Here is a 24,161-nt window from a genome sequence, read left to right as displayed (position 1 = left end):
TCATTTTATACACTTTATATCCCTCAAGGATACCGGTTTTTTAGCAAAAAGGCATGTTTACTGTAAACAATCACCACCGGACACGATGGATAGCCTTTCCATCCGATTCAAGAATAATTGCCCGTTCAAGACTGGTAAAAAGAAGCTCGGCCTGTGACTGCTGAAGGCGGGTTAACGCTTCTTTATGCGGATGACGGAATCGGTTTCGTTCTGCTAAAGAGACCACGGCAATGTCTGGAGTGACCGTTTTAAGAAAGGGTAAGCTGGAGCTGGTTCGGCTGCCATGGTGCCCAACTTTTAAAATATCAGTGTCCAGTAAATCTGTGTAAGCGTGGAGGAGTCGTTCCTCCTGATCTTCACCCGCATCTCCGGTAAAGAGAAATTCGGATTCACCGTAAATCACATTAAGGACAACGGAATGTTCGTTGGGATCTGAATTATACGTGCGACCATCCGGTCCAAGAACGAGGAATAGAATGGATCGATCCACATTGAGTGTGTCCCCGGCAACCAAAGGTATAGTGGGGATAGATCTTTTCTTAGCTAATTCTAAATAAGAGTGGTAGAGTTTTGAGTCATATTCATAGCCTGAATTGTAAATGACATCAACCGGCATTTCTTCAATTAAGTCGAGTATCCCTCCAATGTGGTCAGCATGAGGGTGACTTAGAATAATTGCATCAAGCTTTTTAATTCCTGCTGATTGAAGGTGAGGGAGGATGATGGACCTACCGCTGTTATAGCCCGGCGACCAAACCCCGGCATCAATAAGAATGTGCTTGTCGTTTGGTGTTTTGAGAAGCGCGGCATCACCCTGGCCAACATCAAAAAAAGTAAGGGTGAGGGTAGCAGGTTTTAATTTTTGAATGAAGTTGAGAGAAAGCATCAAAACAATGGTGGCAAGGAACCCAATCAAAAGCCTCCACCGTAATGCGGATATTTGCCAGGAAGAAATCCCAAGGATCAGGAAAAACCAGAGCACAAAAATAAGGCTGCTTTCCAGGCTGGCGGTTGTCCAGGCCCAATCCCAGGTGCTGGCCAAGTTTACAAAATCACTCATCCATCCCAGAAATAAGAAAGAGGGGTAATTAATGATAAAGCCAACAGCCGGAAAAACCGACGTGATAAATAATGCAATCAAAGATAATGGAACTACAATACCCAAGAGAGGCACAAAAAGAGCATTAGCAATAGGGCTGACTAGTGAAATCTCCCCAAAATAATAAACCTGAAGAGGATAGAGCCCAAACTGCACAACCAGAGAAACAATCACTACCATAATTGGAGTGCCATACCATCGAATCCGAATCCAGTAAGGGAGTTTGCTTTGAATAACGGGCAGAAGGAGCAGGATAATAAGCACGGCTGAAAAAGATAATTGAAACCCGATATCAAAAAGTTGAGAAGGGTTAAAAATCAGAAGGCATACTGCTGCTGCCGCGGTCAGATTGATGGAGTTATTTACCTTATGAAACAGTTTGCCGTAGCTCAGAAAGAAAGCCATGACAGAGGCTCTTAAAACGGAGGCGGAGAATCCGGTAATACCTGCATAGCAAATCAATATGAGTACGAGCACAGCAAGGCCAATGATGCTCCCATGTTTCTTAGTCCAAAAGTAGGGAATGATAATCCAGAAGGGTGCCACGATAAAGCCAACGTGAAGACCGGAAACCGCCATGATGTGTGATAAGCCCGCCCGGGCGAAAGCCGCTTTAGACTCGGAATCCAGATCAAGTTTGTAGCCAACGAGTAATGCCTTGGCAATAGGGGCGGTTTGGGTGTCAAAATTTTGGTCAACTAACTCCAGAGCTTGCTCCCGCCACCATATCCATTCCGCAATATTGTTATTTGGGGTGATGGAGATGAGGCTGTCAATCTGGATTTGAGCGAAAATATTTTGAGATGCTAGATAGTCCTTGTAGTCAAACTGTTTGGGATTTCTTTTTTCTGAGATGGGAATGATAGTCCCGCTAAAACTTACTCTGTCTCCCAAGGTCGCTCTGCCGGCAGCTTCATCAGCAAGAACTCTTACCTTGTAGGGTTGATCTGAAACAATTACGCCAAACCGTGAGGTATCCACTTTAACATCCCATCTTTCTTTTCCAGAGGAAGTGACAGAAATAGATTGAACAGAGCCGGAAACGGTAACTGACTCCCAATCGGAAACTTGAATAAGCCGGACGGTTTGAGAAGCTGAATGCCCGGATTGTAGCGACATTCTGAAAAGACCAAACAGGAAGACTATCACAAGGAAAAGAAGGGCGCTGAACTTTGTAAGCCAGTGGTTAACTGTTTGAATGTTTTTCCATTCAGCAAAAAAGAAAATCGCTCCTACACCCAAGAAGACAGTTCCTGAAACGAAGAGGGAGATCTGATAATAATGCCCCACTAATATGCCAGCGATAAGCAGTAATGCTATCCGAACGGCCGGATATCGGCTAAAGGGAAATTGATATGAATTGCGACGCCCCATACCGGTAAGAGCGGTTAGAAATCAAATCCTTACAAAAAATTTTTCAGTCATTAGAAAAGGAGAATTATAGACATAAAAAAAGCCTGCTGTTGAAGCAGGCTTTCAAATTCAAATAAGGAGACTAATTAGTTACCGGCAGGTACGAGTCGATAAACGCCGTCACCTTCAGCTGTAAAGTAGATGTAACCATCAGGGGCTTGTTCTACCGCACGAATGCGTCCAGTTCCTTCTACAAGTTTTTGCTGTCCTACAATTTTATTTCCCTCAATATCCAGATAGTGGATATAAGCAAATTTAAGAGAGCCGACCAGTAAATCACCTTCCCAACCCGGGTACTTATCACTGGTGATAAAGGTCATGCCTGAAGGAGCTATAGAAGGATCCCAGTAGATGAGGGGTTGTTCCATGCCTTCCATAACGGTGTCTTCCGCGAAAGGAGTACCGTTGTAATTAATTCCATAACTGATTACCGGCCATCCATAATTGTTGCCGGGCTCAATAATGTTAATCTCATCGCCGCCGCGGGGACCATGTTCGTGTTCCCAAATCACGCCACTGTTAGGGTTCATTGCCATGCCTTGCGGGTTACGGTGACCGTAGGAAAACATAGCGTCAATGCTGTCTTTCCCAACAAAAGGGTTATCAGAAGGCACGCTTCCATCGTCATTCAGGCGATAGATTTTTCCGCCATCTCTGTTGATATCCTGTGGGTTTACATCTCTGTTTCCACGATCTCCAATGGAGAAGAATAGATACCCATCATTATCAAAAACAATGCGGCTGCCATAGTGGGCTCCGCGACCGGAGTTTGGAGTTCCTTTATAAATTTCTTCGGCGGAGGTCAGTGCGTTATTCTCAAGTTTAGCACGAATAATCTTGGTATTGCTTCCCTCTCCTTCACCGGCATTAGAAGCGTAGGAAAAGTAGATCCAGCCGTTTTCTTCATAATTTGGATGTAGCTGAATATCTAAAAAACCACCTTGGCCATTCACATCAAGATCTGATGGAATGCCTTCTGTGATCTCTGCAATAATTTCACCGTCTCTGGCATGAATTAACTTTCCGGATTTTTCGGTGATTAGCATGTCTCCATTAGGTAGGAATTCAATCCCCCAGCCAATTCTGATTCCATCAACAACCTTTTCTGCTTTTACGTCAGTGTTTACAGGAGTGTTGTTAAAGTCAGTGCCTTGGCCTGAGCATGCCGTGGTTGAAAAGAGTAAAAGCGTTGCGACTAATATACTGTGTGTCGATAATTTAGATTTCATAGGTGTTTGGTTTTTAAATATCGTTATTGATAAAGGAACTGTCGGAATTCATCTACGCCCATATAACCGGTTTTTTTCTTGATAACGTTTCCATTCGCATCAAGGATCAAAGATGTGGGAAATACATAAGCGCCTTTGCTTTGGGCAAATTCTTTAGACGGAATTTCTTGTCCGTTGAACTGTATAACTTCTGGTGAGTTTCCGTCTATTCTCACAGGAATATAATTGGCATCCATAACCTGGCGGACTGTAGAGTCAGGGAAAACTTCACGATCCATAGCCCGGCAATATTTACAGCCGATTTCAAATACATCAACAAAAATAAGCTTGTTGGTTGATGCAGCAACTTCCTGAGCCTCATGAATAGGTATCCAGTCAGGGGAATTGTCGTTTACGGTAGGCTGAACATTAGTGAGGGAGATGTATACAAATATCCCTAAAAAAATACAGATCGCTACCGTAATGATGGCTTTCTTTTGCATAACAGAATTAGTTTTAAATGCTGAGCGTGAAAATAACAAATATCCTTCACTTGTCTGAATGAACGAATTTAAAAGGGGTTAAAGTTCAACAGCTGAGAATAGATTTTTTTACCTTTCTAAAAAAATAAACTATGAAAGAAAGAGATTCCTACAAACTGGGTAAAGTTCAGGTCACCATCACCGAAACTGATAAAGAAAACAAGCTGAATGTGGAATGCTTTGACGGTGAATATCACTCAGAATTTATTGTGAGTGAATATGAGTTTACAAACTATCGCCGGCTAATGAATCAGCGTATAACACAGGCCTACAAAAATATAGATCAGGACGACGAGAACTAAAACCAGAGGCTCCCAGATACAATCATATAAACGAGAATAAAGCTGCTTACCGAAAGCACCAGCCCAATCATAAATACATTGTAAGCAATTCTTATCAGCCGGTATTTCTCGGAAAGAACCGAACCCAATCCATACAAATCGCGAGCCATGGTGTCATAAAGCCGCTCGCTATCGCTCATCAGCTCTTCCATGCCGGTAACATAATCTTCCCGGTTCAGCTTATTAAAATTCCCAAAAAAGAGAATGTTTGACCGGTTTGACCGAACGTCTTCCAGAGACACATCTTCTTTACTGACACGTGGCCGAGCTGCAAGCACCGAGTAGACGAGTGCTACCATACAGGTAACCAGCAATATAGAGGTGGGAATCAGAAGCCAGGGGTTGGAGTCGATTTTTGGTGATATAGATGCTATGATAATCGAGATGATTATACCATTGATACTAATCATGATGTTAGACTTGTTATCCGCAATGGCGCTGAGTTCAATGTGCGTACGGTAGGAAGTTCGGAACATATCCGAAACGCCGCGCTTTCTGGAGCCCAGACTTTTATTCTCTGGTTCTTGCTGTTCTGCCTGATCCTGATTCTCTGACATAATGATTTAAGATATGTTGATTAAGCAACTAAGATAAGAAAAAGCAGGTCAATGTAGATGTGCTGCGAGATTTGATTTTGATTCTGCAGGAAGGCCAATCTTCTCTAAAAGATCCTCGAACCTTGGGTCATCAATGAGATCTTTAATTACGGGGAGTGTTTTGATCAGAAGGATAGACCCCAGCCTCATATCTACGGCTTTTTCAAGATATTTGAAGGCTTTATCAGTTTTGCCCAAAGCGGCATATACCATGGCATAATCCAGCGTCAGGTTTTGGTGGGGTTGATCCTTTTCTCTTTTTTTAATGAGTTCGATCTGTTCTTCAGCTTGTACTTTATCACCCATCAAGGCATAGATGCAGGCTAGCTGAGAGCCACCTTTATATTTTGAGTCAATAAGATCGATATATTTCTTTGCCGCCCGTAAGGCTTTATCGTATTTCTTTTGGCTGATGTAAACAAGCGCGCGTCCTTCGAGGGCAGCTCTGAACATAGGATCCAGCTCAAGAGCCTCATTAAAACTATTAATGGCCCTGTCATAATTTCCGGCCACCCAATGAGAGCGCCCCAATTCTAAAAGTGCGGGGAGAGAAAGAGGGTCAATTTTGACAGCGGCTTCTGCTTGCTGGAGCATTTTATCATAGCGACCGATAATCCGGTTGTAAAAGGAAAGAGCTTGCCGGGCCTCTGCGTTGTCGGGCTCCATGGTTATGGCTTTCCTGAAATTAGATTCAGCGGTATAGAAATCCCACTTAAAAAAGAGGTTCACATAGCCAAGAGCTATGTAAGAATCAGCTCTGGAATTATTAATCTCAATAGCTTTAAGTGCATTTTTTTCAGCTTTGGAAAAAGCTTTTTTGCTGTTCATGTGGCCAATAGTACCCAAATAGGTATAGCAGTTTGCCAGATATGAATACGCATTGGTATAGGTGCTGCATTCGGAAATGGCTTTTTCAAAAAGGATGATAGCCTTATTAATAGACTCGGGCGAACGCTTATTCCAGTGGTAAAGTCCCTGCAGATAATAATTGTAAGCTTCAACGCTGGTGGTTTCCGATTCGTAAAGCTTATTTTGATCTTGGAGACTAAAGCTATCTTCTAGCTTAGCTACAATTTTGCGGGCTATTTCGTCCTGAACGGCAAAGATATCCTTCATCTCCCCATCGAAGTTTTCACTCCAAATGTGAAAACCATCATCGGTGTTAATAAGCTGGGCTGTTACTCTGATTTTATTTCCGGCTTTTCGAACACTTCCTTCCAAAATGGTGGCAACGTTTAGTTCCTTGCCAATATCGCGGATGTCTTTAGTTACTTTTTTATAAGCAAAAACGGAAGTACGAGAAGCCACCTGGATATCTTTAATCCGGGCTAAAGTATTGATAATCTCTTCTGTGATCCCATCACTGAAATACTCGTTATCAATTTCAGAACTGAAATTAGAAAACGGAAGAACCGCGATACTTTTCTGTGAACTGCCGGTAAGATCTTCAATATAACTTTGCAGAGGGACATTGAGGCCTTTATCCGCTAAAGCATAAATGCCTATAGGGATGTAAATATTTTTGAGCTCATGTTCCCCAAATGATTCGACCCGAATGCCGGGGTGGTTTTTTATTTCATCAAATACTTTCCCGGAAACCATAACGGAACCCGGAATTCCTAAGCTTTGAACCCGAGCGGCTATATTCACGGCATCTCCGTAGATGCCTTCATCATCATAAACTACATCTCCAATATGAATGCCAATGCGGACAGGAATTTCGGGCGCTTGTTGTAACTCCATCTGAATTTCTTTGGCACAGTTTACAGCATCCAAAGCACTGCCAAACATTATGAGTGTGCCATCGCCATAGTACTGCATTACCTGTCCATGGTATTTAAGCAAGTTCTCTTCTATGACCTTTCGCTGACGATCGCGCAAGTTCTTTGCGTTTTCCTCGTCATCCTGCATCATTTTAGTGTAGCCGACAATGTCTGCAAACATGATAGCTGCAAGCAGGCGTATGTTGTTTTTTTGAGCCATTTTTATGGCGTAGTGCTTTAGAAATTAAAGGCGGAATCGAGTAGAAATATAATCAATAATCATGCCTGATTCGCATCAGAATAAAAATCCTGCTTTTATTGAGAATAGGGTTCCCTCTTCTGACAGACCAATACTGGAATTCAGTAAAAAAGATTCAAATACATTAAACCAAATTCCTCCCCCATAACCGGTATGCCAGACGTCAGAGTTTTCCTCATCAAACCAAACACGTCCAACATCGAAAAAGCCACTCAATCCTACTTTTCCTCCAAGCAGATAGTTGTAGAAGTCAAAGAGTTCGAGTCGTAATTCAGTGTTGTTGTACAAACTGGTTCGTCCGGCAAATCTTCGGCTATTGTATCCTCTTAGGTTGGTTGTTCCACCAATGGTGTTGGCTTCATAGAAAGGATAATCACCAATGTTATGTGCAGAGCCGACTCGGTTGGCAAAGGTGATTTGTGGGTTCAGTCGTGGTGATAAATAAAGCTCAAGCTCAGATTGTAAGCGAGTGAAAGCTTCGCCGGTGCTGATCACACCAAGATTGGCATCACTTTCAATAAGAAAACGATAGCCCTGCCTTGGATTGAGGCCATTATCGACATCAACAAAGCGGAGGGAGGTTACAACCCCGGCAAAATACTGCTCATCCAGCTCTCCATTTGGGATCCCGTCTATCGGGTCGGTAACAATATTATTTGGGTCTTTCTCAACATTGGTTCCTCTGAATTTGATGCCTGCATAGAGTTCAAGAATGTTCTTTTTGAGAAGAAAGCCCGGTTCAATGTTGAATTGATAAAGTCTTGCCCGATAATAATTCAGTGACCGCCCCTGAAGAGAGGATTCATTCCCAAAGCCAAAGAAGTTTTTATAACTCTTGGGGAATAAGAACTCAGATTCTAATTTAACATCCCATTCTTGAAAAACCTGAAACCAGGTTCCATCATACCGAACATTGGAAGCACCGGTAAGAGGTGCTACATTTGCCCGGGCAAAATGACGGGAGGCTGGTTGTTTGCGAAATCCGTTGCGAATGATATTTGGTCCGCCTCCTAAAAAGATTCCGTCATTGCCATTGTATTCAAAATAGAAGCCGGCGAGAACGGTGTTCCATTTAAAATCTTTGCTATAATCGTAATGAACATTTTCGGGTTTATCGTAAAGATTTACATCGGTATTCGAGCCTTCAGTGACGGTATTGCCTCGTTTAGTGTCATAAATTTCAACCTGCCGCGTCCAGCCTTTTTTGAGAGTGGAGTCGTCGTAAACATCCTGACCAGAACCTCCAACAACTCTGATCTTCATGTTATTTTCTGCAGAGCCTTTTAGGATGAAAATATCGTCATCACCCATTCCGTAAAGTCGAAGCTCTTCTGTCTCACCATTGGTAAAGGTTCTTTCGAAATATTGTTCTCTCAGATTTCCTTTTCCGGAAAGCTTAAACACTTTTACGCTGACTTCATCTTCACTCAATACTTCAAGTTCAAACTGTTCCCGCTTATTACTTCCAGGAATAGATACCACTCCTGATATCAACTCATAGTATTCATTAGCAACCTCAAGCAGCTGGTTTCTTCGGGTTTTAAGAATGGCGATGGTTTCTTCACCATACTTTTGAAAAACCGGCTCCGGATAATTCAACACCGCTTCTTCTATCACCTCATCAGAAAGGGCTGTTTCGATTTCTTGAGCGATAGCCAGCCAATCTTCTTTTGTGAGCTGATTGGTGAATCGGCGGGTCATTGCAAGGGAATTGTTATTCAACCCCTTAAGGTTTCCATAGTCTTCGGAGAAATTTTGGTACTGCTTAAAAGGACCTAAAACTTTAGCCAGCGACGGAATCACTCCGGTCATATTCATCAGAGCGATATCGCGATCACGGGGAATAGGTTTATAGATTTTACCCTGCTCATCTTCGGGCTCAAAAGAAGCCCACCGCCACTGATCTTCGTGGCGGTCCCAGTCGGCAAGCAGCATATCGAGTAATCGGTTTCGGGCAAAATCTTCTTGGTCAACGCGATGATCGATATCGTTATCAAGCTCGCGTAATAATTCGGTACTGCTTATGACTTCCTCAGAAAAACCGACGCTCGCAACATCACTCATATCTCCATTTGGGCGCTCTTCAAAAAGGGCAAGCTGACGTCCAATATCCTCGGCATAAAGTCCAAGCTGGGGATCTTTGGGGACGTAGTAAATTTTTGGATTGGTATGATAGGTGCCGATTGCATCAGCAAGTGTTGGAATAATAACGGCCGAGTAAGGATTGATGATAGAAAACTGATCCTGGGCTAAATCAAGAGCAATGGTTTTTCGGAGTTCTTCATCCCAAATACGCCCGGCTTCTTTATCAACAGATCGAAGCACATAATCGCGCCCATCTTCTCGCTCAAGGTGAATGGTTGTGGACTGACCCTTTCCGCCCGTTCTGACAGGAGTTAATCCCCCTTCAACTTCGGTGACATCAAAAAATGGAAACTCATTTTTAACCGACCAATACTTTCGGTTATGTTCGCCAATAAAAAATTCAAAGAAGGCGCTTTTATCATCATAATCAGGATTAGCAGCGAGTACATTGGTGCTGTCGGTGTAATCGTAATCGGGAATAGTTTCGAGGAATTCTTCTTCAGAAAAGGCGTTGTTAAAAGGAGGCTTTAGCTGATTTCGATACAGCATCTTGCCGGTTGACCCATCACTTTCGGGGGCCCAGGCTTCCATCCACACCGAACCGTCCGCGTAATACTGAACGGTCATAAAGCCATTGCCGGAGTGGATAAATTCTGAACCTCTGCCTGAAGCAACCCAGTTTTCTTTACTCCCCGCGCCACTAATCAAATAATGATGGTTAATCCGTGTTCCTTCCTCACGATGGTATTGTAAACTGTGCGCATGGCCGGAAGCGTAAATCAAATCCTCCAGCTCATAAGCATCGAACAAATTCTCGAGAGCATCCACCATTTTGGCATATTGGTGATGGTGCACATCCTGAGGAAACCCAAAAACTCTGCGATAAAGTGCATATAAACTTCCAAATAGAGGAGGTTTCAAGTGGGTTGATGGAGGTAAATATCCACCATGGTTTCCATTGGTTCTAAGTGGATGGTGGGCGGCAATCAAAAGATTGTCATTGCGCTGTTTTTTGAGGATGTCATCCAGCTGGATGAGCACATCTCCGGCATCAAAAAGCTCGTATTCGCCGGTATCGCCATAAGGCTTGTCGTATTTGTGTAGCCACCACTGAGTGTCTAAAACAATGAGGCGAATGTCTTCACGGAGCCTTGGGTCATCGTTGTCATCAAGCAACTTTATGGAGATGGGACCGGGAAATCCATTATCGGGCACAAAAGTGTTCCCCCGATTCAGATAAGATTCCACAAACTGTTCTTGCCTATTTACAGCTTCAAGTCCTGCCGGGCCGCCATCATCCCAGTCATGATTTCCGGGAACAAAGACAATTCTGCCTTTATAATTTTCCACGGTTTTGAGCTGCTCAATAATTCTTTGTTCATAAAAGGCGCGGCGTGGGTGGGTAGAATCAGGCAGTCCGATCATGTAAATATTATCGCCAAGAAATATAGCAGCGCTTCGTTCTCCGGCATCATCCAGTTTTTGCTGAAATAGTTTGAGGGTAGGTTCCTGCACATCTAAAGAGGGAGCACCGGCATCACCGATTAAAAAAACCTGATAGATTAAGTCTTTCTCTTGAGGCGGAGTCAAGATAAGTGGGTTCCCATCTTCCTTATTGATATACGTCTGGCTTGTAGAGCAAGAGGCGAAAATAGTGATGAGTAGTAAAAGTGAGAGAGACTTTTGAATCATGGACCTAAATTACCGAAGCCATGGTTAACAAAAAAACATGGAGGAAAATAGATTGTGGCAGGGGGTAAACAGTGAGAGAAAGGCATAAAAAATCCCGGCCAGTTTTAAGCTGTCGGGCTTGGTTTTTGAGTAACTGTTTCCAATATACGGCGGAAGTAGTGCCTCGACCAAATCTAATTTACTTTGTATAACTAATAGTAACTAATAATAAATTATTTGTAGTTTATAGATGTTAATAAGTAATCAAAAAATGATAATTAAGAGGCTAAATGTCTAAGACAGTAGGAGATTTAACGCTGTATTCGGTAGATGATCTGCATGAACTCCTTGGGATTTCAAAAATGACGCTTCGAACCTACCTGCGAGAAGGGCGAATTCGAGGCCGGAAATTAGGAGTGAGTTGGTATGTGACGGAAGAAGCCATCCGGGAATATTTTGATGAGCCCCAGGAGCCATCAACCCAAACCACAAAGAAGAAGAAAAAAGACGGAACCCAATACCGATATATTGTGCAAGGGATCAACGATCTTGTAAGCGAAACGGAAGAATGTGATACCATCGAAGAAGTGATAAGCACGCTAAACGATCAGGCTATCATCAGCTTGTTTCAGGTTCGTATTGTGGATAGGGGTAGCGATGAAATCACAGAAATTATTAAAGCCAGAGAATTTTTAGAACGACATGCTTAAACTGAAAGACACCGGATTAGAAGAATTTTCATTTGGAGAAGGAGCTGACGACCAGTTCTACGTATTAGTAAACAAGAAAATAAGTCCTGATGGAATTGACGTGAAAAGACTGGGGAAAGCCAGTCCCATGAAGTTCGATCAAGTTCTTAATGAAATGGGATGTGTATTAATGTTGAATGGATTGGAGGTCGCTGAGCTATGCATGCGGGGTGAACTTGATAATGACAATCTACACGAGAGCATGTACGATTTGGCGAAGGAAGAGGGGATTATTAAGTGAGGGAAAACGGCGCATTATTCTGCCACCATTCCCAGGCTCTTAATAAGCAGATCACGGTTTTACCGTCATTAATTTCTCCGGCATGGACCATCTCAACAGCCTTTTGAAAGGGTAGTCGTTCACGAGTCACAAATTCATCTTCATCTACGGCCTGGGGGACAGATTCAAGATTCCACGCTACGTAAATATGAATGACTTCATCGGAGTAACCAATCCCGGGATAAAAATGCCCGACGTAAGCATAATCCTGAGTCGCAACGCCCGCTTCTTCGCGTAGCTCGCGGAGGGCTGTTTTATCCTGAGCTTCACCGGCATCGATTTTACCGGCCGGAACTTCCCAGAAAATTTGCTTCATCGGGTAGCGGAACTGGCGGAGCATCATCAGGTCTCCATTTCCAAAAACAGGAACTACTGCACAGGCGCCGGGGTGTTTAATCCACTCGCGGGTTGAAGTGGAACCGTCCGGGAGCTTGGCTTTATCGTAAAAAACATGAAGTAACTTTCCATTAAAAACTTCTTTTGATGACAGTGTTTCTTCGACCAGTAATTTCTGCTCGTTCATGGTGGTATTAGATGCTTAATGACTGTAAATTTGGACAAGTAATATCGCAAATAAAAACAAGGTTTGGCTACATCATCTGAAAATATAGACGGGAAGAAAGTTCAGGTTACCGGAAAGGTTTTAACCCTTTCAAATACCATTTCTTTTTCACGCATCTTGATCGCCTTCCCTGTTACCTATCTACATTATGTGAACGATCTTCAGGTGAATACAGCTATCGTGGTATTGATAGTATATGGGGTTATATCGGATTATCTGGATGGTTACATCGCAAGAAAGACGAATACCATTTCAGAAGTTGGTAAAATGGCAGACCCGGTGGCCGATAAACTCTCTGCCTTGGTATTGTTTCTATACACGGTATGGATCGGATGGATTCCGCTTTGGTTTTTGTTGTTCGCAATAGTCCGGGACAGTATGATAATGCTGGGGTCGTACTACATAAAAAAGAAGTACAACAAAGTGGCCATGGCTATCATGTCAGGAAAGATTTCGGTGAATGTATTGGCATTGTACTGGATTTCCGTATTCTTTTTCCCCGATGCAGCTAAAGTCCACCTGTTTTTAATGTCATGTTCGGTATTGCTAATGGTGATATCTTGGGTTGATTATTTTAATCGTTACCGCCTGATTATGAGCGGAGCAAAATTCAATTAGTTTTATGGGATTTCTTGAAAAATTAGGACTGAAGAAAAAAGAGACGCTTGATAAAGGCGTTGAGAAAAGCCGTGATGGCTTGCTCAATAAAATTGGGAAGGCTTTTGTTGGAAAGGATAAAGTTGATGATGCGATCCTTGATGATCTCGAAGAAATCCTTATTACTTCTGATGTAGGGGTTAATACAACCATCGAAATCATTAAAAAGATTGAGGCTCGTGTTGCCAAGGATAAATATGTAAGTCAGGATGAGCTGCAAACAATGCTTCGGCAAGAGATTGTTGATCTTCTGGAAGACAATGCCCCGGATAAGCCGGCAGAGTTTGAAGCAGATTTCCCGATTAAGCCTCACATAATCTTAGTAGTGGGTGTGAATGGCGTTGGGAAAACTACAACCATTGGGAAGCTTGCCCATCTTTATAAGAAGGCAGGCAAAAAAGTGATTCTGGGAGCTGCCGATACTTTTCGTGCAGCGGCTGTTAATCAGCTTAAAATTTGGAGTGAAAGGGCCGATGTTCCAATCATTCAGCAAGGCCAGAATGCAGACCCTGCTTCCGTAGCTTACGATACGGTTGCAGCTGCAAAAGCACGAGGCAGTGACGTTGCACTTATTGACACCGCCGGTCGCCTTCACAACAAAAAAGCGCTGATGGAAGAGCTTGCCAAGATTAAGCGCGTGATGGGCAAAGTGGTGGAAGGCGCTCCTCACGAAGTGATTCTGGTACTGGATGCCTCAACCGGACAGAATGCAATGCAGCAGGCAAAAGCCTTTACAGAAACGGTTGATATTACCGGCCTGGCTTTAACCAAGCTTGATGGCACTGCGAAAGGGGGAATTGTGATTGGAGTTTCGAATGAGCTAAATGTGCCGGTCAAGTATATAGGTCTGGGGGAAAAAATTGAAGACCTTCAGGTGTTTGACCGAGCTAATTTTGTGAATGCACTATTTGGCGAATAAAAGAAAAGCCTGTTGCTCAAACAGGCTTTTAAATAGTTTTTTTTTAGAAAATAAGGACTGTTAAATTAGTCACCGCTCCCAGTTCCGCTCTTTCCTCCATCGTCGGGGTTACCGGTGTCTGTATCATCGTCATCAGGATCATCTGCACGATTTTTTAACGTATTCTGAAAAGCCAATGTATCTTTCATTTGTGCCTGATTAAATTAGAGTTCAAAGCAAAAAACGATATATTAAAACTACTTGCAATAATTCTAGGACGTTTTATGAAGGCGATACTAATCTTTACATTTTTATGCGCCGTAGGTTTTTTTTCAGAATTGATGGCTCAGGAGTCTTCAGCCGATTCACTTTTTGATATCGCCGAAGATTACTACACGGCCGGTAAATATGATGATGCGATTCAGTATTACACTTTGTCCGGCGAAGACTACCTACAGCGGGACGACTCCCTGGGTTGGGTTAAAACAAAGCTTATACAGATTGATGCACTGATCAGTAACGGGGAAGTTCAGCAAGCCCTTGATTCTGGGTTGGATCTGTCTCAACAAAAACCTTCCGATGCTTCACTTTTAACGCAGGCTAGAATAAATTACTTAATTGGCTGGGCGTATCGGCTTCTCGAGCAGTACGAAAACTCAAAAGAATATTATTTGCAGGGTATTGAGTTAGTAAATGCTTCAAAAGATTCGCTGTGGATTGCCTATCTGAATAACAATATTTCTTATGCTTATCTGTATACGGATGATTATGAAAAGGCTCTTTTTCACTTAACAAAAGCTAAAGAAGTTTATGAGGATTTAGGCAGAACCCGTCACCTTTCTTCCGTTCTTAACGGCATATTTTTAACACTTTCTGATCTCGGATTACATAAACAGGCAGAAAAATATATCAGGGCCAGCCTCGAAATCCGTAAGGAAATCAACAATCCAAATTTGCTGGATATCGCATATCATAACATGGCAACGAGTCACAGCAGGCTCGGTAGAAGGGATAGTGCCATCATCAATTACCAGAAATCGCTGAAATTGTCCCGAATGCTGGAAAACCCATACGATATAACTCAGACCTTACTTAACATCGGGAACCTTTATGAAGAATCAGGGGAGAATGAGACTGCTCTGCTTTATTATAACGAGGCATTGGAATTCAATCGCCAGACCAACCGGCCGGTATCTATTGCTAATAATTTAAGCATGATTGCCCAATTGGCAGTTGAGGAGGGAGACTACAGTACGGCCGAATCCTTTTATATGGATGCTCTTTCCCTTTTGGAGGGTGGAGAGGTAACGGCTGAATCAGCTCAGATCTATTTTAGGTTAAGTGAAATGGAATTAAGCCGGGGTGATTACAATAGTGCAGAAAAGTATCTCAGCGATGGATTTGAAATTGCTAGCAACATAGATAAAACTACTTTATTAGCTCAAGGTCACAAGCTAAAAGGGGAAGTTTATGCAATGCAGGGGAATTTCGATTCAAGCCTTAAAGAATATAAAAAGTACTATAAGCTGAACTCGAATGAAGGGGCATTGTCACTGAGCATATGGCCGGCAATTCATCTGGCAAGAGCGTATAACAGGGTTGAATCTGACAGTGCCTTTGTTTTGGCAAAGCAGGTTTTTGAAAATATTGATGCGGTTCGAAACAATGTGGCGGGCTTCACCTTTAAAGCAGGATTTTTCAGTGAATATGCAGGGTTTTATAATGAAGTAGCGGAATGGTACATCGTAAGAAAAGAAGATCATAATAAAGCATTTGAGCTGGTTGAAGGAGCCAAGGCCCGAGTATTAATGGATGAGTTGGCCGAGGCTGAAAGCAAGTTATTCCAGCAGCTGGATGAGGCTACGCTGATCCGTAAACAGCAAATGCAAAAGCAGATTGATAAGCTGTATGGCGAGATAAGGGAAAGTGAAGATAATACTGAGTCTGAGCAGCTTCGGAATGAACTGAAAAACTTAGAATTTGAGTATCAAACTTTCCTTAACACTATTCGGCAAAAAGTGCCGGATTTGAAGGCTTTTGAATACCCAGAGCCTTTAAGAGCAGGTGATGCCATGGATCTGCTCGATGACGAAACAGCCATTTTTGAGTATGCATTTGCTAACGATAAGCTCATCAGGTTTTTGATAACACAAGATGCAATCGAGGGAACTGTTATCGAACAAATAGGAAGTCAGCCTGCAAAGACCTTCCTGACACAGGAGATCAAAAAATTCAGAGAGTTTATAATCGATGGTACGGGTGAAGGTGAATATGAACAACTTTATAATGCATTGATTCCGGGAGAAGACCTGTTGAGAAGTAAAGGAGTCAGGAACTTTGTAGTTGTGCCGGGTGGCCCTATTTCGTTTGTTCCTTTTGAGGCGCTTTCAAAAGATGGCAAGTACATTATCCAAACGTATAATGTTAAATATCTGCCTTCCGCTTCTATATATCCATTTATACGACCACCGCACCGAACAACGAGTCAGGAGCTTCTGGCCCTGGCCGGGTCTGGTTTTGAGGGAGGGCAAGAAGGAATAACCGAAAGTAGTTCACAAACTTCTTTTGCTTCACTGCCCTCGACCTTGCTTGAAGTAGATTCAATAGCAGCAAATTTTAGCACTACCCGCTTACTCAAAAATGAAGATGTGACCGAAGCTACTTTGAAGTCATTCGATCTGAGTCAGTTTCGCTACATACATTTTGCTACTCATGCTGAAATTGATGAGATAAATCCCTCACAAAGCGGACTCATGCTTTCAAAAAAAATGGAAGTAGAATCTTTGTTCGGTGAGGATGGACACCTGAATAGCACGGAAATATCAGGTCTCAGGTTAAATGCAGACTTGGTAACCCTGAGTGCTTGCCAAACAGGAATGGGTAAACTTATAAATGGAGAAGGGCTGCTTGGTCTTCAACGGTCATTTTTGACGGCTGGTTCATCCTCAGTTATGGTTAGCTTATGGAATATCTTTGACCGAAGCACTTCTGTGTTTATGTCCAAGTTTTATAAAAGTGTGTTAGAGCATAAGGAAGAAGATTATGGTATCTGGAACCAAAGCCTGGATCTTGTTGGACTCTATGAACACCCAATGTTTGATTATAAGGCCAAGGCTTTAAGAGATGCCAAGCTGGCAATGATTGATCACCCCTACTACAACAAACCGGTTCATTGGGCACCTTTTATTTTGATCGGGAAATAGACTATAAAAAAAGCCCTGCACATAAATTTATGTGCAGGGCTGTATCAACATTCAAAGAAAGAATACTCTACCTTGGGTTGACCTGAGTTTTCTCAATAAACTCCTGGTTATCAACCAAAGGTCGATTAGGGGAGTTTGCCAAGATAGCAGTCAGGTTATACACCAAATGAGTTCTCTTTAGATAAGGCTCAAAAGTGATTTTCTCGATATGATCCTGAGGCCGGTGGTAGTCTTCGTGAGTTCCATTGAAAAAGAATACAAAAGGAACGCCCAACCGCCCAAAGTTCCAGTGGTCACTTCTTCTGTAAAACTGGTTCGGGTCATTCAGGTCGTTATAGCGATCACTTAAATCAAGGTTCGGGCCCATGTCGTTTGCTATTCGGGTCAGGCTATCCATTTGAGAGGAAATAATGGCGTTTCCAATTACATACACATAGCTGCTGTCTCCGTTCTGGTGTTCCGGATCAACACGGCCAATCATATCTATATTGATATTAGCCACAGTGTTCTCAATTGAAAAAAGCGGATTTTCAGAATAATAGTAGGAGCCAAGCAATCCCTTTTCTTCACCTGAAACATTAAGGAAAAGCACACTGCGTTTTGGGCCAACACCGGCTGCTTTTGCTTTTGCCATCGCCTCTGCTACTTGAAGAGTGGCAGTTGTTCCACTTCCATCGTCATCAGCGCCGTTATAGATGGTATCTCCGGTGGAGTCTGGACGGCCAACGCCTACATGATCATAGTGTGAACTAAGTACAACGACTTCATCTTTCATTTGAGGATCAGAACCTTCCAAAAAAGCGACTACGTTTTTGGTAGCAACAGAATCTTCAGTGCCCCTCAGTTTAACTTTGTAGTGCTGAAAATAGGTGTCATTATCGCCGACGGCTTTTAAGCCCATTTCAGTATATCTTTTGGAAAGGTATCGAGCGGCTTTTTCTTCACCGATGGTTCCGGTTTCACGGCCTTGCAGAGAGTCATCAGCGAGCACGGCTAAATCACTGTACAAGCTCGATTCAGTGATTTCCTCAGAAAAGGAATAGATGTCTTTAGGAGTAGAAGTGCTACATGCTGCAACAGTTACAGCGAGCAGGAATAGAAGTATTTTATTAGTCATTAAGATAGGGGTAGTTTGTTTTAATTAGCGCCAATTATTTCATCAACGGGTTTAAGATCTATATAAAAATCGGTTGGTTCTTCACTGAGAAATAAATTGATTTGTTGCTCCTTGATCATTTCGAGTACAGCTAAAAATGTAACAACAACATAAATTTTATTCTTAAGGGTAGCGCAGACTTCCATGAACGTTTGTCGTCCGTGTTCCTGAAGTCTGTTAAGTACAAATTCAGCCTGTTCTTCGACCGTGGTACTTACTTTCTCTACGTGATGTACAATATTCTTACGTTCAATATCCTGCAGTACTTTCTTGAATGCGGCAATCAAATCAAACATCGTTACATCTTGCAGGGCTTCTCCGGTAGCTTGTTGATCTACATTGTCGGCTTCAGGATAACCACGCATATACTGCTTGCGGGTCTCTTCATCCATATCGGCCATTTTTTCCGACATCTCTTTGTAGCGCTTATACTCGAGAAGTCGCTGAACGAGTTCGTATCGCGGGTCACTTTCATCCAGTTCTTCATCTTCAGAATCTTCGCGGGGAAGCATCATCTTCGCCTTGATCGACATGAGCATGCTGGCCATTAAAATGAATTCGCTGGCAACATCCAGATCCAATTCTTCCATTACATGGATATACTCCAGAAACTGCTTCGTGATGTATGAGATGGGGATATTATAGATGTCCAACTCATCTTTTTTTATAAAGAAGAGGAGGAGGTCCAGAGGTCCTTCAAAATTGTTTAGTTGTACGCGATACATAATTTGAAACTACAGTCTTATAATCTAAATTTCTTTGTTTTCTTTTACACAGTGAATGTTATTTTAGGATAGCTTGTAATTTAGGCAAAAATAAGGGCATGGATTATTCAAAATTTGTGGAAGCGGTATTAGACCGCGATGAAAATGCCATCACCGATCAGGTGAATGTAATCACTCCTGTGCTCATCAAATTCTTAACCGTCCGGCTCGACGCTTCGATACATGATGCCCAAGACTGCGCACAAAATACCCTGCTTATCGCAATAGAAAAAATTCGGGAAGACAAAATTACGAACCCGGATTACGTCATAAACTATCTTTTCACCACAGCAAAACACGAGTATTTAAAGCAGCTTTCGAAGGATCGTGAAGTTAATTATGAAGACCTTCCAGAACATCATTTTGACAAGCCTGATCAACTTAGCAGGCTGCTTGATGATGAAAAGATGAGCATCTTAACACGCTGTATAGAGGGTTTGAAGGCTGATTATAGAAATTATATTGAATATTGGTTTCAAAACCCCGGTTACGAAACTTCAGTAGTTGCGGACTACTTTGGGATCTCTGTAAGCAATGCCTGGACCAAGAAGCACCGAGTGATAAATGTGCTTAAAGATTGCTTTGAAAAAAAAATTAAACTTTAACTGTAAGGAATGGTCTTTTCATCGCTCTTACTACACGGGTGCAGAATGTATTTATAGAATACATTCTGAACTAAAAGAAAAGCTTTAGTATGGAAAATTCGAGAGAAAACGAGATCAGACAACAAATAGACGCTTACGTTAAAGGTGAGCTCACGGAAGAAGAGATAAAAGACCTTTGGACTGAATTTGCTAAGAACCCGGAACTGCTGGATATCTTAGAAATAGAAGTTAATGTCAAAGAAGTTATTGAGAGGGAAGCCCTCAGTTCAGTTAAGCCAACCATAAGCAAGCTTCCTTCATGGACTTGGCATGCAGCTGCGGCGGCTGTAATAGCTATAATCGCTTTGGTTCAGTTATTCCAGGTAAATACTCCTACAGAGATGAACCAATTTGTGGTGCAGAATATTGAGCCTGGTCAGCTGGAAACTTCCGATGGGGTTCGGGCCAAAGACATAAGAATTACGACTGCAGATTCTTTACTCAATCTTGGTTTTGAAGCCATTGTATCCGGAAATGAAAACCGGGCACTTCAGCTTTTTGATGAGGTAATATCAAAGTATGATGAAGAACCGTATGGCTCTAAAGCGTTCCTGAATAAAGGAATTGTCCTCTACAATGAATCAGAGTATGATGAAGCCATTGAAGCATTTAAAGAATCGGCTAATCGTGTTGAGGATAGCCGCATGATTTTGGAAAAAGCTTACTGGTACCTGGGGAATGCGCTGATTAATATTGGTGAGCTGGAAGAAGCTCGCTCAGCCGTCTATGAAGCGTATAAACTTGAAGGGATATTTAGAAAACCAGCCTTCCGCTTGCTTAAAAAGCTTAGCAGTGATTTAGGAAATGTTGACTACGAAGAATTTGATACCGAGCAGTTAGATTAACTGACAATGGGAATTGGTTCCGTTCCTTCTTTCATATGATTCATGAGGTAATCATGGGTACTTAATTTTTTGCATCCCTTTTCCTTCGGCGCCCGCTGATAGCTCCCGTCAGACATAAGCAGCCACCTTTGTTTGTTATCGTTGAAGTAGATGTTGAGTATAAACTGCAGATACTTCTTTAGCTCTTTCTGCTCAATTGGGGCAATGGCCTCAACACGGGCATCCAGGTTTCGGTGCATCCAATCGGCGGAGCCGATAAAGTACTTATCTTCGCCTGCATGATGGAAATAGTAAATGCGAGAATGCTCTAGGTATCTCCCAATTATGGAATGGACGGTGATGTTTTCACTCAGTCCCTTTTTGCCGGGAATCAGTCTACAAACGCCACGGACGATGAGATCAATTTTAACTCCGGCTTCCGAGGCTTCGTAAAGCTGTTGGATGATGAGGGGATCTTCCAGCGTATTCATTTTTGCAATGATGCGGGCTGTATTGCCTTTCTTGGCTTCTTCTACTTCTTTTTCAATGAGGTCATTCATTTGCTGCCTCATGTGATTTGGGGCAACCAGTAACTTTTCAAATGTTTGGCCGGGAGCATATCCGGTAAGCAAATTAAAAACGTCTGTTACATCTGAAGTGAGAGTTTCGTCACAGGTGAAGAGCGCTAAATCTTCATAAAGTTGTGCTGTATCTGGGTGGTAATTTCCGGTACCGATATGGCAATATGTCCTGAGGCCATCACTTTCTTCCCGAACCACCATAGTCATTTTGGTATGAATTTTTAATCCGGAAATGCCGTAGCCAACATGCACGCCATAATTTTCCAGTTTCTGCGCCCAATTGATATTACGCTCTTCATCAAAACGAGCCTTGATTTCAACAAGAACAGCAACCTGTTTGCCATCTTCGGCAGCACTCATGAGCGAATGCATTAGCGGTGAATCTTTTGAGGTACGATATAAAGTTTGTTTGATAGCCAGCACCTTGGGATCCTGAGCCGCCTCCTCCACAAAACGCTGAGTCGAAAGCTCAAAGCTGTGGTAGGGGTGGTGGACCATAAAGTCGCCACGCCTAATGACTTCGAAAATGCTGGGAATCTCATCTTCAGGGCTATGCTTCAGGGCAGGATGTAAAACCGGAGTCCAATTTCTTTCTTTAAGCCTGCTAAAGCCATTTATCCTGCCAATCTCCATAACATCAGCCAGCCCGATAGTGCCTTTCATTTCATATACATCGTTCCAGTTTATATCCAGGTTTTTAACGATATACTTTTTGAGATGCTTTGGCATTTCGGTGTCAATTTCCAGGCGTACAATCTGAGCAAATTTTCTTTCTCTCAACTCGCCTTCAATGGTCTCGAGAAGATCCTCAGCTTCCTCCTCATTACGATCTACGGAGGCATTTCGGGTTACCCGAAACATGTGGGCAGACAGAACCTCCATACCCGGAAAGAAGTGATCCATCTTATGTCGAATAATATCTTCGATGGGAACCAGGGTTACTTTGCTTGCCTTACGGTCAATTTCAACGAACCGGTTTCTGTTAGCGGGAATTTTGAGGCGTGCAAAAGACACTTCATTGGTGCGGGGATTCTTTAGCTCAATCGCAAAAGAGAGGCTTTTGTTAGAAATAAAAGGGAAGGGGTGAGATTCATCCACTGCCAGAGGTGTTACAATGGGATAGACCTGCTTCTGAAAATATCGGTCACAAACACTTTTCTGATAATCCTCGAGATCATTGTATGACTTTATAAGAATGCCCTTCTTTTCGAGCTTAGGAAGCAGGTCATCAAAGAAGCAGCTTCGGTAAGCTTCAATCATATTGTGAACTTCACGGCGAACCACTTTAAGCTGATCAGCCGGCGTCATTCCATCCACAGAAAGTTCTTTAACCCCGGCTAGCAATTGACGCTTTAAGCCACCCACTCTTTTTTGAAAAAACTCATCAAGGTTGGAGCAGACGATGGCAAGGAACTTAATCCGTTCAAGTACTTTATTGCTTTTGCTTTGAGCTTCAGCTAGAACACGGCCGTTAAAATTCAGCCAGCTTAATTCATAATTTAGGTAATAGTCGCTGCCAAATATTTTCAGATTACTGGATCGCAAATCTTTGGGAAGACCCTTCTTTTTTAGAATTTCATTCTTTTTGGGATTGAGTGCATTCTTCCCAATCTTCGATTCATCTTCCACTGAGGGATCGAATGTAACTTCATCTGGTGACAGTGACGTCTTCTTCATAAGTGGCGTTCTTTAATTAGCATGCGCAATTAGATCTAAAACTAAGTATAATTCTGTAAACTTAGCGTTAACAAATCTTCAAAAACACAACGTGAATAATCCGTTATTAAATCCAGAAGAAAAAGAAGAAGCTTTCGAACAAACGGTTCGCCCGGGATCGTTACAGGAGTTCATTGGGCAAAAGAAAGCTATTTCCAATCTGTCGGTGTTTATTAAAGCCGCAAAACAGCGCGGAGATGCTTTAGATCACGTTATTCTTTCCGGTCCTCCCGGACTTGGTAAAACAACGCTTTCCTATATTATAGCAAATGAGATGGGTAAGAATATTCGCCCAACAACCGGACCTGTGTTAGAAAAACCAGGAGATTTGGCGGGCATGCTGACGAATCTGGAAGAGGGGGATGTGCTTTTTATTGATGAGATACATCGTCTAAATCCGGTAATTGAAGAGTACCTTTATTCCGCTATGGAAGATTATAAGCTGGATATTGTTATTGATTCGGGCCCCAATGCACGCAGTATCCAGATTGAACTAAATCACTTTACACTGGTTGGAGCCACTACCCGAAAAGGACTGCTAACAGCTCCGCTTCGTGCTCGTTTTGGGATAGATATGCGACTGGATTACTACGATGTAGAGTTACTTCAGCGTATCGCCCTTAGAACGGCCGACATTATGGGGATGGGAATCACAGAAACTGGTGCTCACGAAATAGCCAGAAGAAGTCGGGGTACTCCGAGGATTGTGAATAAGTTACTCCGCCGAACCCGAGACTTTGCCCAGGTCGAGAACTTGAATACCATAGATGAAACCATAGCAGACAAGGCACTGAATGCACTGGATGTAGATAATAATGGACTGGATGACATGGATATCAGAATACTAACAGCCATTATCGAGAACTATAATGGAGGTCCTGTTGGATTGAGCACGCTTGGTGTTGCGGTTGGGGAAGACAAGGGAACCATTGAAGAAGTGTATGAACCATTTCTTATTAAAGAAGGTTTTCTACAGCGAACTCCCAAAGGCCGCATTTGTACAAAGAAAGCCTATCACTATCTTGGTGTAGACCCTGAAAAGGCAGATCGAAATTTGTTTAATTCGTAGCTCTTTTCTGTTCAATTATTTTTAACTTTGCAGCCTTTGCAAAACCGGCTTCATAAATCCGGCATTAAATTTCCTAACCGA

19 protein-coding genes are annotated in these 24,161 nt (G+C 42.6%); 9 read left to right on the top strand and 10 right to left on the bottom strand.

Features of this window, described 5'->3' with window-relative positions:
- Positions 1–70: 70 nt before the first annotated feature.
- From CL667_13090 to CL667_13080, 3 genes are all read right to left on the bottom strand, one after another.
- Positions 71–2,473 carry a DNA internalization-related competence protein ComEC/Rec2 gene (locus CL667_13090; GenBank protein ID MAL18635.1) on the bottom strand — a complete coding sequence of 801 codons (2,403 nt, stop codon included), beginning with the start codon at positions 2,471–2,473 and terminating at the stop codon, positions 71–73.
- A 125-nt stretch (positions 2,474–2,598) separates the two neighbouring features.
- A complete protein-coding gene (locus CL667_13085; GenBank protein MAL18634.1) occupies positions 2,599–3,741 on the bottom strand; it encodes a hypothetical protein in 1,143 nt (380 codons plus the stop codon).
- A 23-nt stretch (positions 3,742–3,764) separates the two neighbouring features.
- Complete coding sequence (locus CL667_13080; GenBank protein MAL18633.1) at positions 3,765–4,223, bottom strand: hypothetical protein; 459 nt, start codon at positions 4,221–4,223, stop codon at positions 3,765–3,767.
- A 131-nt stretch (positions 4,224–4,354) separates the two neighbouring features.
- On the opposite strand from CL667_13080, the gene CL667_13075 reads away from it, so the two are divergent.
- Entirely contained in the window at positions 4,355–4,564 is a 210-nt protein-coding gene (locus tag CL667_13075) for a hypothetical protein (protein ID MAL18632.1), read from the top strand.
- Here the strand turns inward: CL667_13075 and CL667_13070 are convergent.
- The 3 genes from CL667_13070 to CL667_13060 form a co-directional block, all read right to left on the bottom strand.
- Positions 4,561–5,160 (bottom strand): hypothetical protein, encoded by a 600-nt coding sequence (locus CL667_13070; GenBank protein MAL18631.1) that lies wholly within the window; start codon positions 5,158–5,160, stop codon positions 4,561–4,563. The genes CL667_13075 and CL667_13070 overlap by 4 nt on opposite strands.
- Before the next feature lie 48 nt (positions 5,161–5,208).
- Entirely contained in the window at positions 5,209–7,182 is a 1,974-nt protein-coding gene (locus tag CL667_13065; GenBank protein MAL18630.1) for a guanylate cyclase, read from the bottom strand.
- Positions 7,183–7,257: 75 nt separating this feature from the next.
- Entirely contained in the window at positions 7,258–10,998 is a 3,741-nt protein-coding gene (locus CL667_13060) for a hypothetical protein (GenBank protein ID MAL18629.1), read from the bottom strand.
- Positions 10,999–11,267: 269 nt separating this feature from the next.
- Here CL667_13060 and CL667_13055 point away from each other — a divergent pair, with 269 nt between their 5' ends.
- Together CL667_13055 and CL667_13050 are read left to right on the top strand one after the other, a co-directional pair.
- Positions 11,268–11,687, top strand: coding sequence for a DNA-binding protein (locus CL667_13055; protein MAL18628.1), 420 nt, complete (start codon positions 11,268–11,270; stop codon positions 11,685–11,687).
- Positions 11,680–11,967, top strand: coding sequence for a hypothetical protein (locus CL667_13050; protein MAL18627.1), 288 nt, complete (start codon positions 11,680–11,682; stop codon positions 11,965–11,967). Before CL667_13055 ends, CL667_13050 begins: the two co-directional genes overlap by 8 nt.
- Here the strand turns inward: CL667_13050 and CL667_13045 are convergent.
- On the bottom strand, positions 11,960–12,529 hold the full coding sequence (locus CL667_13045) for an NUDIX domain-containing protein (protein ID MAL18626.1): 570 nt from the start codon (positions 12,527–12,529) through the stop codon (positions 11,960–11,962). The genes CL667_13050 and CL667_13045 overlap by 8 nt on opposite strands.
- Positions 12,530–12,592: 63 nt before the next feature.
- Here CL667_13045 and CL667_13040 point away from each other — a divergent pair, with 63 nt between their 5' ends.
- The 3 genes from CL667_13040 (at position 12,593) to CL667_13030 (ending at position 17,326) form a co-directional block, all read left to right on the top strand.
- The gene (locus CL667_13040) at positions 12,593–13,186 is read left to right on the top strand and encodes a hypothetical protein (protein ID MAL18625.1); all 594 of its coding nucleotides are present in this window, start codon (positions 12,593–12,595) and stop codon (positions 13,184–13,186) included.
- A 4-nt stretch (positions 13,187–13,190) separates the two neighbouring features.
- A complete protein-coding gene (locus tag CL667_13035) occupies positions 13,191–14,144 on the top strand; it encodes a signal recognition particle-docking protein FtsY (protein ID MAL18624.1) in 954 nt (317 codons plus the stop codon).
- A 263-nt stretch (positions 14,145–14,407) separates the two neighbouring features.
- Entirely contained in the window at positions 14,408–17,326 is a 2,919-nt protein-coding gene (locus tag CL667_13030; GenBank protein ID MAL18623.1) for a hypothetical protein, read from the top strand.
- Positions 17,327–17,393: 67 nt separating this feature from the next.
- Here CL667_13030 and CL667_13025 read toward each other — a convergent pair whose 3' ends face one another.
- Together CL667_13025 and CL667_13020 are read right to left on the bottom strand one after the other, a co-directional pair.
- Complete coding sequence (locus CL667_13025) at positions 17,394–18,443, bottom strand: peptidase M28 (GenBank protein ID MAL18622.1); 1,050 nt, start codon at positions 18,441–18,443, stop codon at positions 17,394–17,396.
- Between the two features lie 20 nt (positions 18,444–18,463).
- Positions 18,464–19,207 (bottom strand): hypothetical protein, encoded by a 744-nt coding sequence (locus CL667_13020; protein MAL18621.1) that lies wholly within the window; start codon positions 19,205–19,207, stop codon positions 18,464–18,466.
- Positions 19,208–19,305: 98 nt separating this feature from the next.
- On the opposite strand from CL667_13020, the gene CL667_13015 reads away from it, so the two are divergent.
- The gene (locus CL667_13015; protein MAL18620.1) at positions 19,306–19,851 is read left to right on the top strand and encodes a hypothetical protein; all 546 of its coding nucleotides are present in this window, start codon (positions 19,306–19,308) and stop codon (positions 19,849–19,851) included.
- 89 nt (positions 19,852–19,940) lie between these two features.
- Positions 19,941–20,735 carry a hypothetical protein gene (locus CL667_13010; GenBank protein ID MAL18619.1) on the top strand — a complete coding sequence of 265 codons (795 nt, stop codon included), beginning with the start codon at positions 19,941–19,943 and terminating at the stop codon, positions 20,733–20,735.
- Here the strand turns inward: CL667_13010 and ppk1 are convergent.
- A complete protein-coding gene (gene ppk1, locus CL667_13005) occupies positions 20,732–22,972 on the bottom strand; it encodes a polyphosphate kinase 1 (GenBank protein MAL18618.1) in 2,241 nt (746 codons plus the stop codon). The two genes, CL667_13010 and ppk1, sit on opposite strands and share 4 nt — an antisense overlap.
- Positions 22,973–23,063: 91 nt before the next feature.
- Here ppk1 and CL667_13000 point away from each other — a divergent pair, with 91 nt between their 5' ends.
- Positions 23,064–24,080: a Holliday junction branch migration DNA helicase RuvB gene (locus CL667_13000; GenBank protein MAL18617.1), complete on the top strand. Its 1,017-nt coding sequence runs from the start codon at positions 23,064–23,066 to the stop codon at positions 24,078–24,080.
- Positions 24,081–24,161: the final 81 nt, after the last annotated feature.

Origin of the sequence: Balneola sp., from assembly GCA_002694685.1 — a bacterium.
GTDB lineage: Bacteria > Bacteroidota > Rhodothermia > Balneolales > Balneolaceae > Gracilimonas.
The sequence above is the reverse complement of the archived record's forward strand: the minus strand, read 5'-3'. Positions and strand labels throughout refer to the sequence as shown.

Excerpts from the sequence above, each read along its gene's own strand:
- CL667_13090 (MAL18635.1), bottom strand. The coding sequence starts at position 2,473 with ATGGGGCGTCGCAATTCATATCAATTTCCCTTTAGCCGATATCCGGCC.
- CL667_13085 (MAL18634.1), bottom strand. The coding sequence starts at position 3,741 with ATGAAATCTAAATTATCGACACACAGTATATTAGTCGCAACGCTTTTA.
- CL667_13080 (MAL18633.1), bottom strand. The coding sequence starts at position 4,223 with ATGCAAAAGAAAGCCATCATTACGGTAGCGATCTGTATTTTTTTAGGG.
- CL667_13075 (MAL18632.1), top strand. The coding sequence starts at position 4,355 with ATGAAAGAAAGAGATTCCTACAAACTGGGTAAAGTTCAGGTCACCATC.
- CL667_13070 (MAL18631.1), bottom strand. The coding sequence starts at position 5,160 with ATGTCAGAGAATCAGGATCAGGCAGAACAGCAAGAACCAGAGAATAAA.
- CL667_13065 (MAL18630.1), bottom strand. The coding sequence starts at position 7,182 with ATGGCTCAAAAAAACAACATACGCCTGCTTGCAGCTATCATGTTTGCA.
- CL667_13060 (MAL18629.1), bottom strand. The coding sequence starts at position 10,998 with ATGATTCAAAAGTCTCTCTCACTTTTACTACTCATCACTATTTTCGCC.
- CL667_13055 (MAL18628.1), top strand. The coding sequence starts at position 11,268 with ATGTCTAAGACAGTAGGAGATTTAACGCTGTATTCGGTAGATGATCTG.
- CL667_13050 (MAL18627.1), top strand. The coding sequence starts at position 11,680 with ATGCTTAAACTGAAAGACACCGGATTAGAAGAATTTTCATTTGGAGAA.
- CL667_13045 (MAL18626.1), bottom strand. The coding sequence starts at position 12,529 with ATGAACGAGCAGAAATTACTGGTCGAAGAAACACTGTCATCAAAAGAA.
- CL667_13035 (MAL18624.1), top strand. The coding sequence starts at position 13,191 with ATGGGATTTCTTGAAAAATTAGGACTGAAGAAAAAAGAGACGCTTGAT.
- CL667_13030 (MAL18623.1), top strand. The coding sequence starts at position 14,408 with ATGAAGGCGATACTAATCTTTACATTTTTATGCGCCGTAGGTTTTTTT.
- CL667_13025 (MAL18622.1), bottom strand. The coding sequence starts at position 18,443 with ATGACTAATAAAATACTTCTATTCCTGCTCGCTGTAACTGTTGCAGCA.
- CL667_13020 (MAL18621.1), bottom strand. The coding sequence starts at position 19,207 with ATGTATCGCGTACAACTAAACAATTTTGAAGGACCTCTGGACCTCCTC.
- CL667_13015 (MAL18620.1), top strand. The coding sequence starts at position 19,306 with ATGGATTATTCAAAATTTGTGGAAGCGGTATTAGACCGCGATGAAAAT.
- CL667_13010 (MAL18619.1), top strand. The coding sequence starts at position 19,941 with ATGGAAAATTCGAGAGAAAACGAGATCAGACAACAAATAGACGCTTAC.
- ppk1 (MAL18618.1), bottom strand. The coding sequence starts at position 22,972 with ATGAAGAAGACGTCACTGTCACCAGATGAAGTTACATTCGATCCCTCA.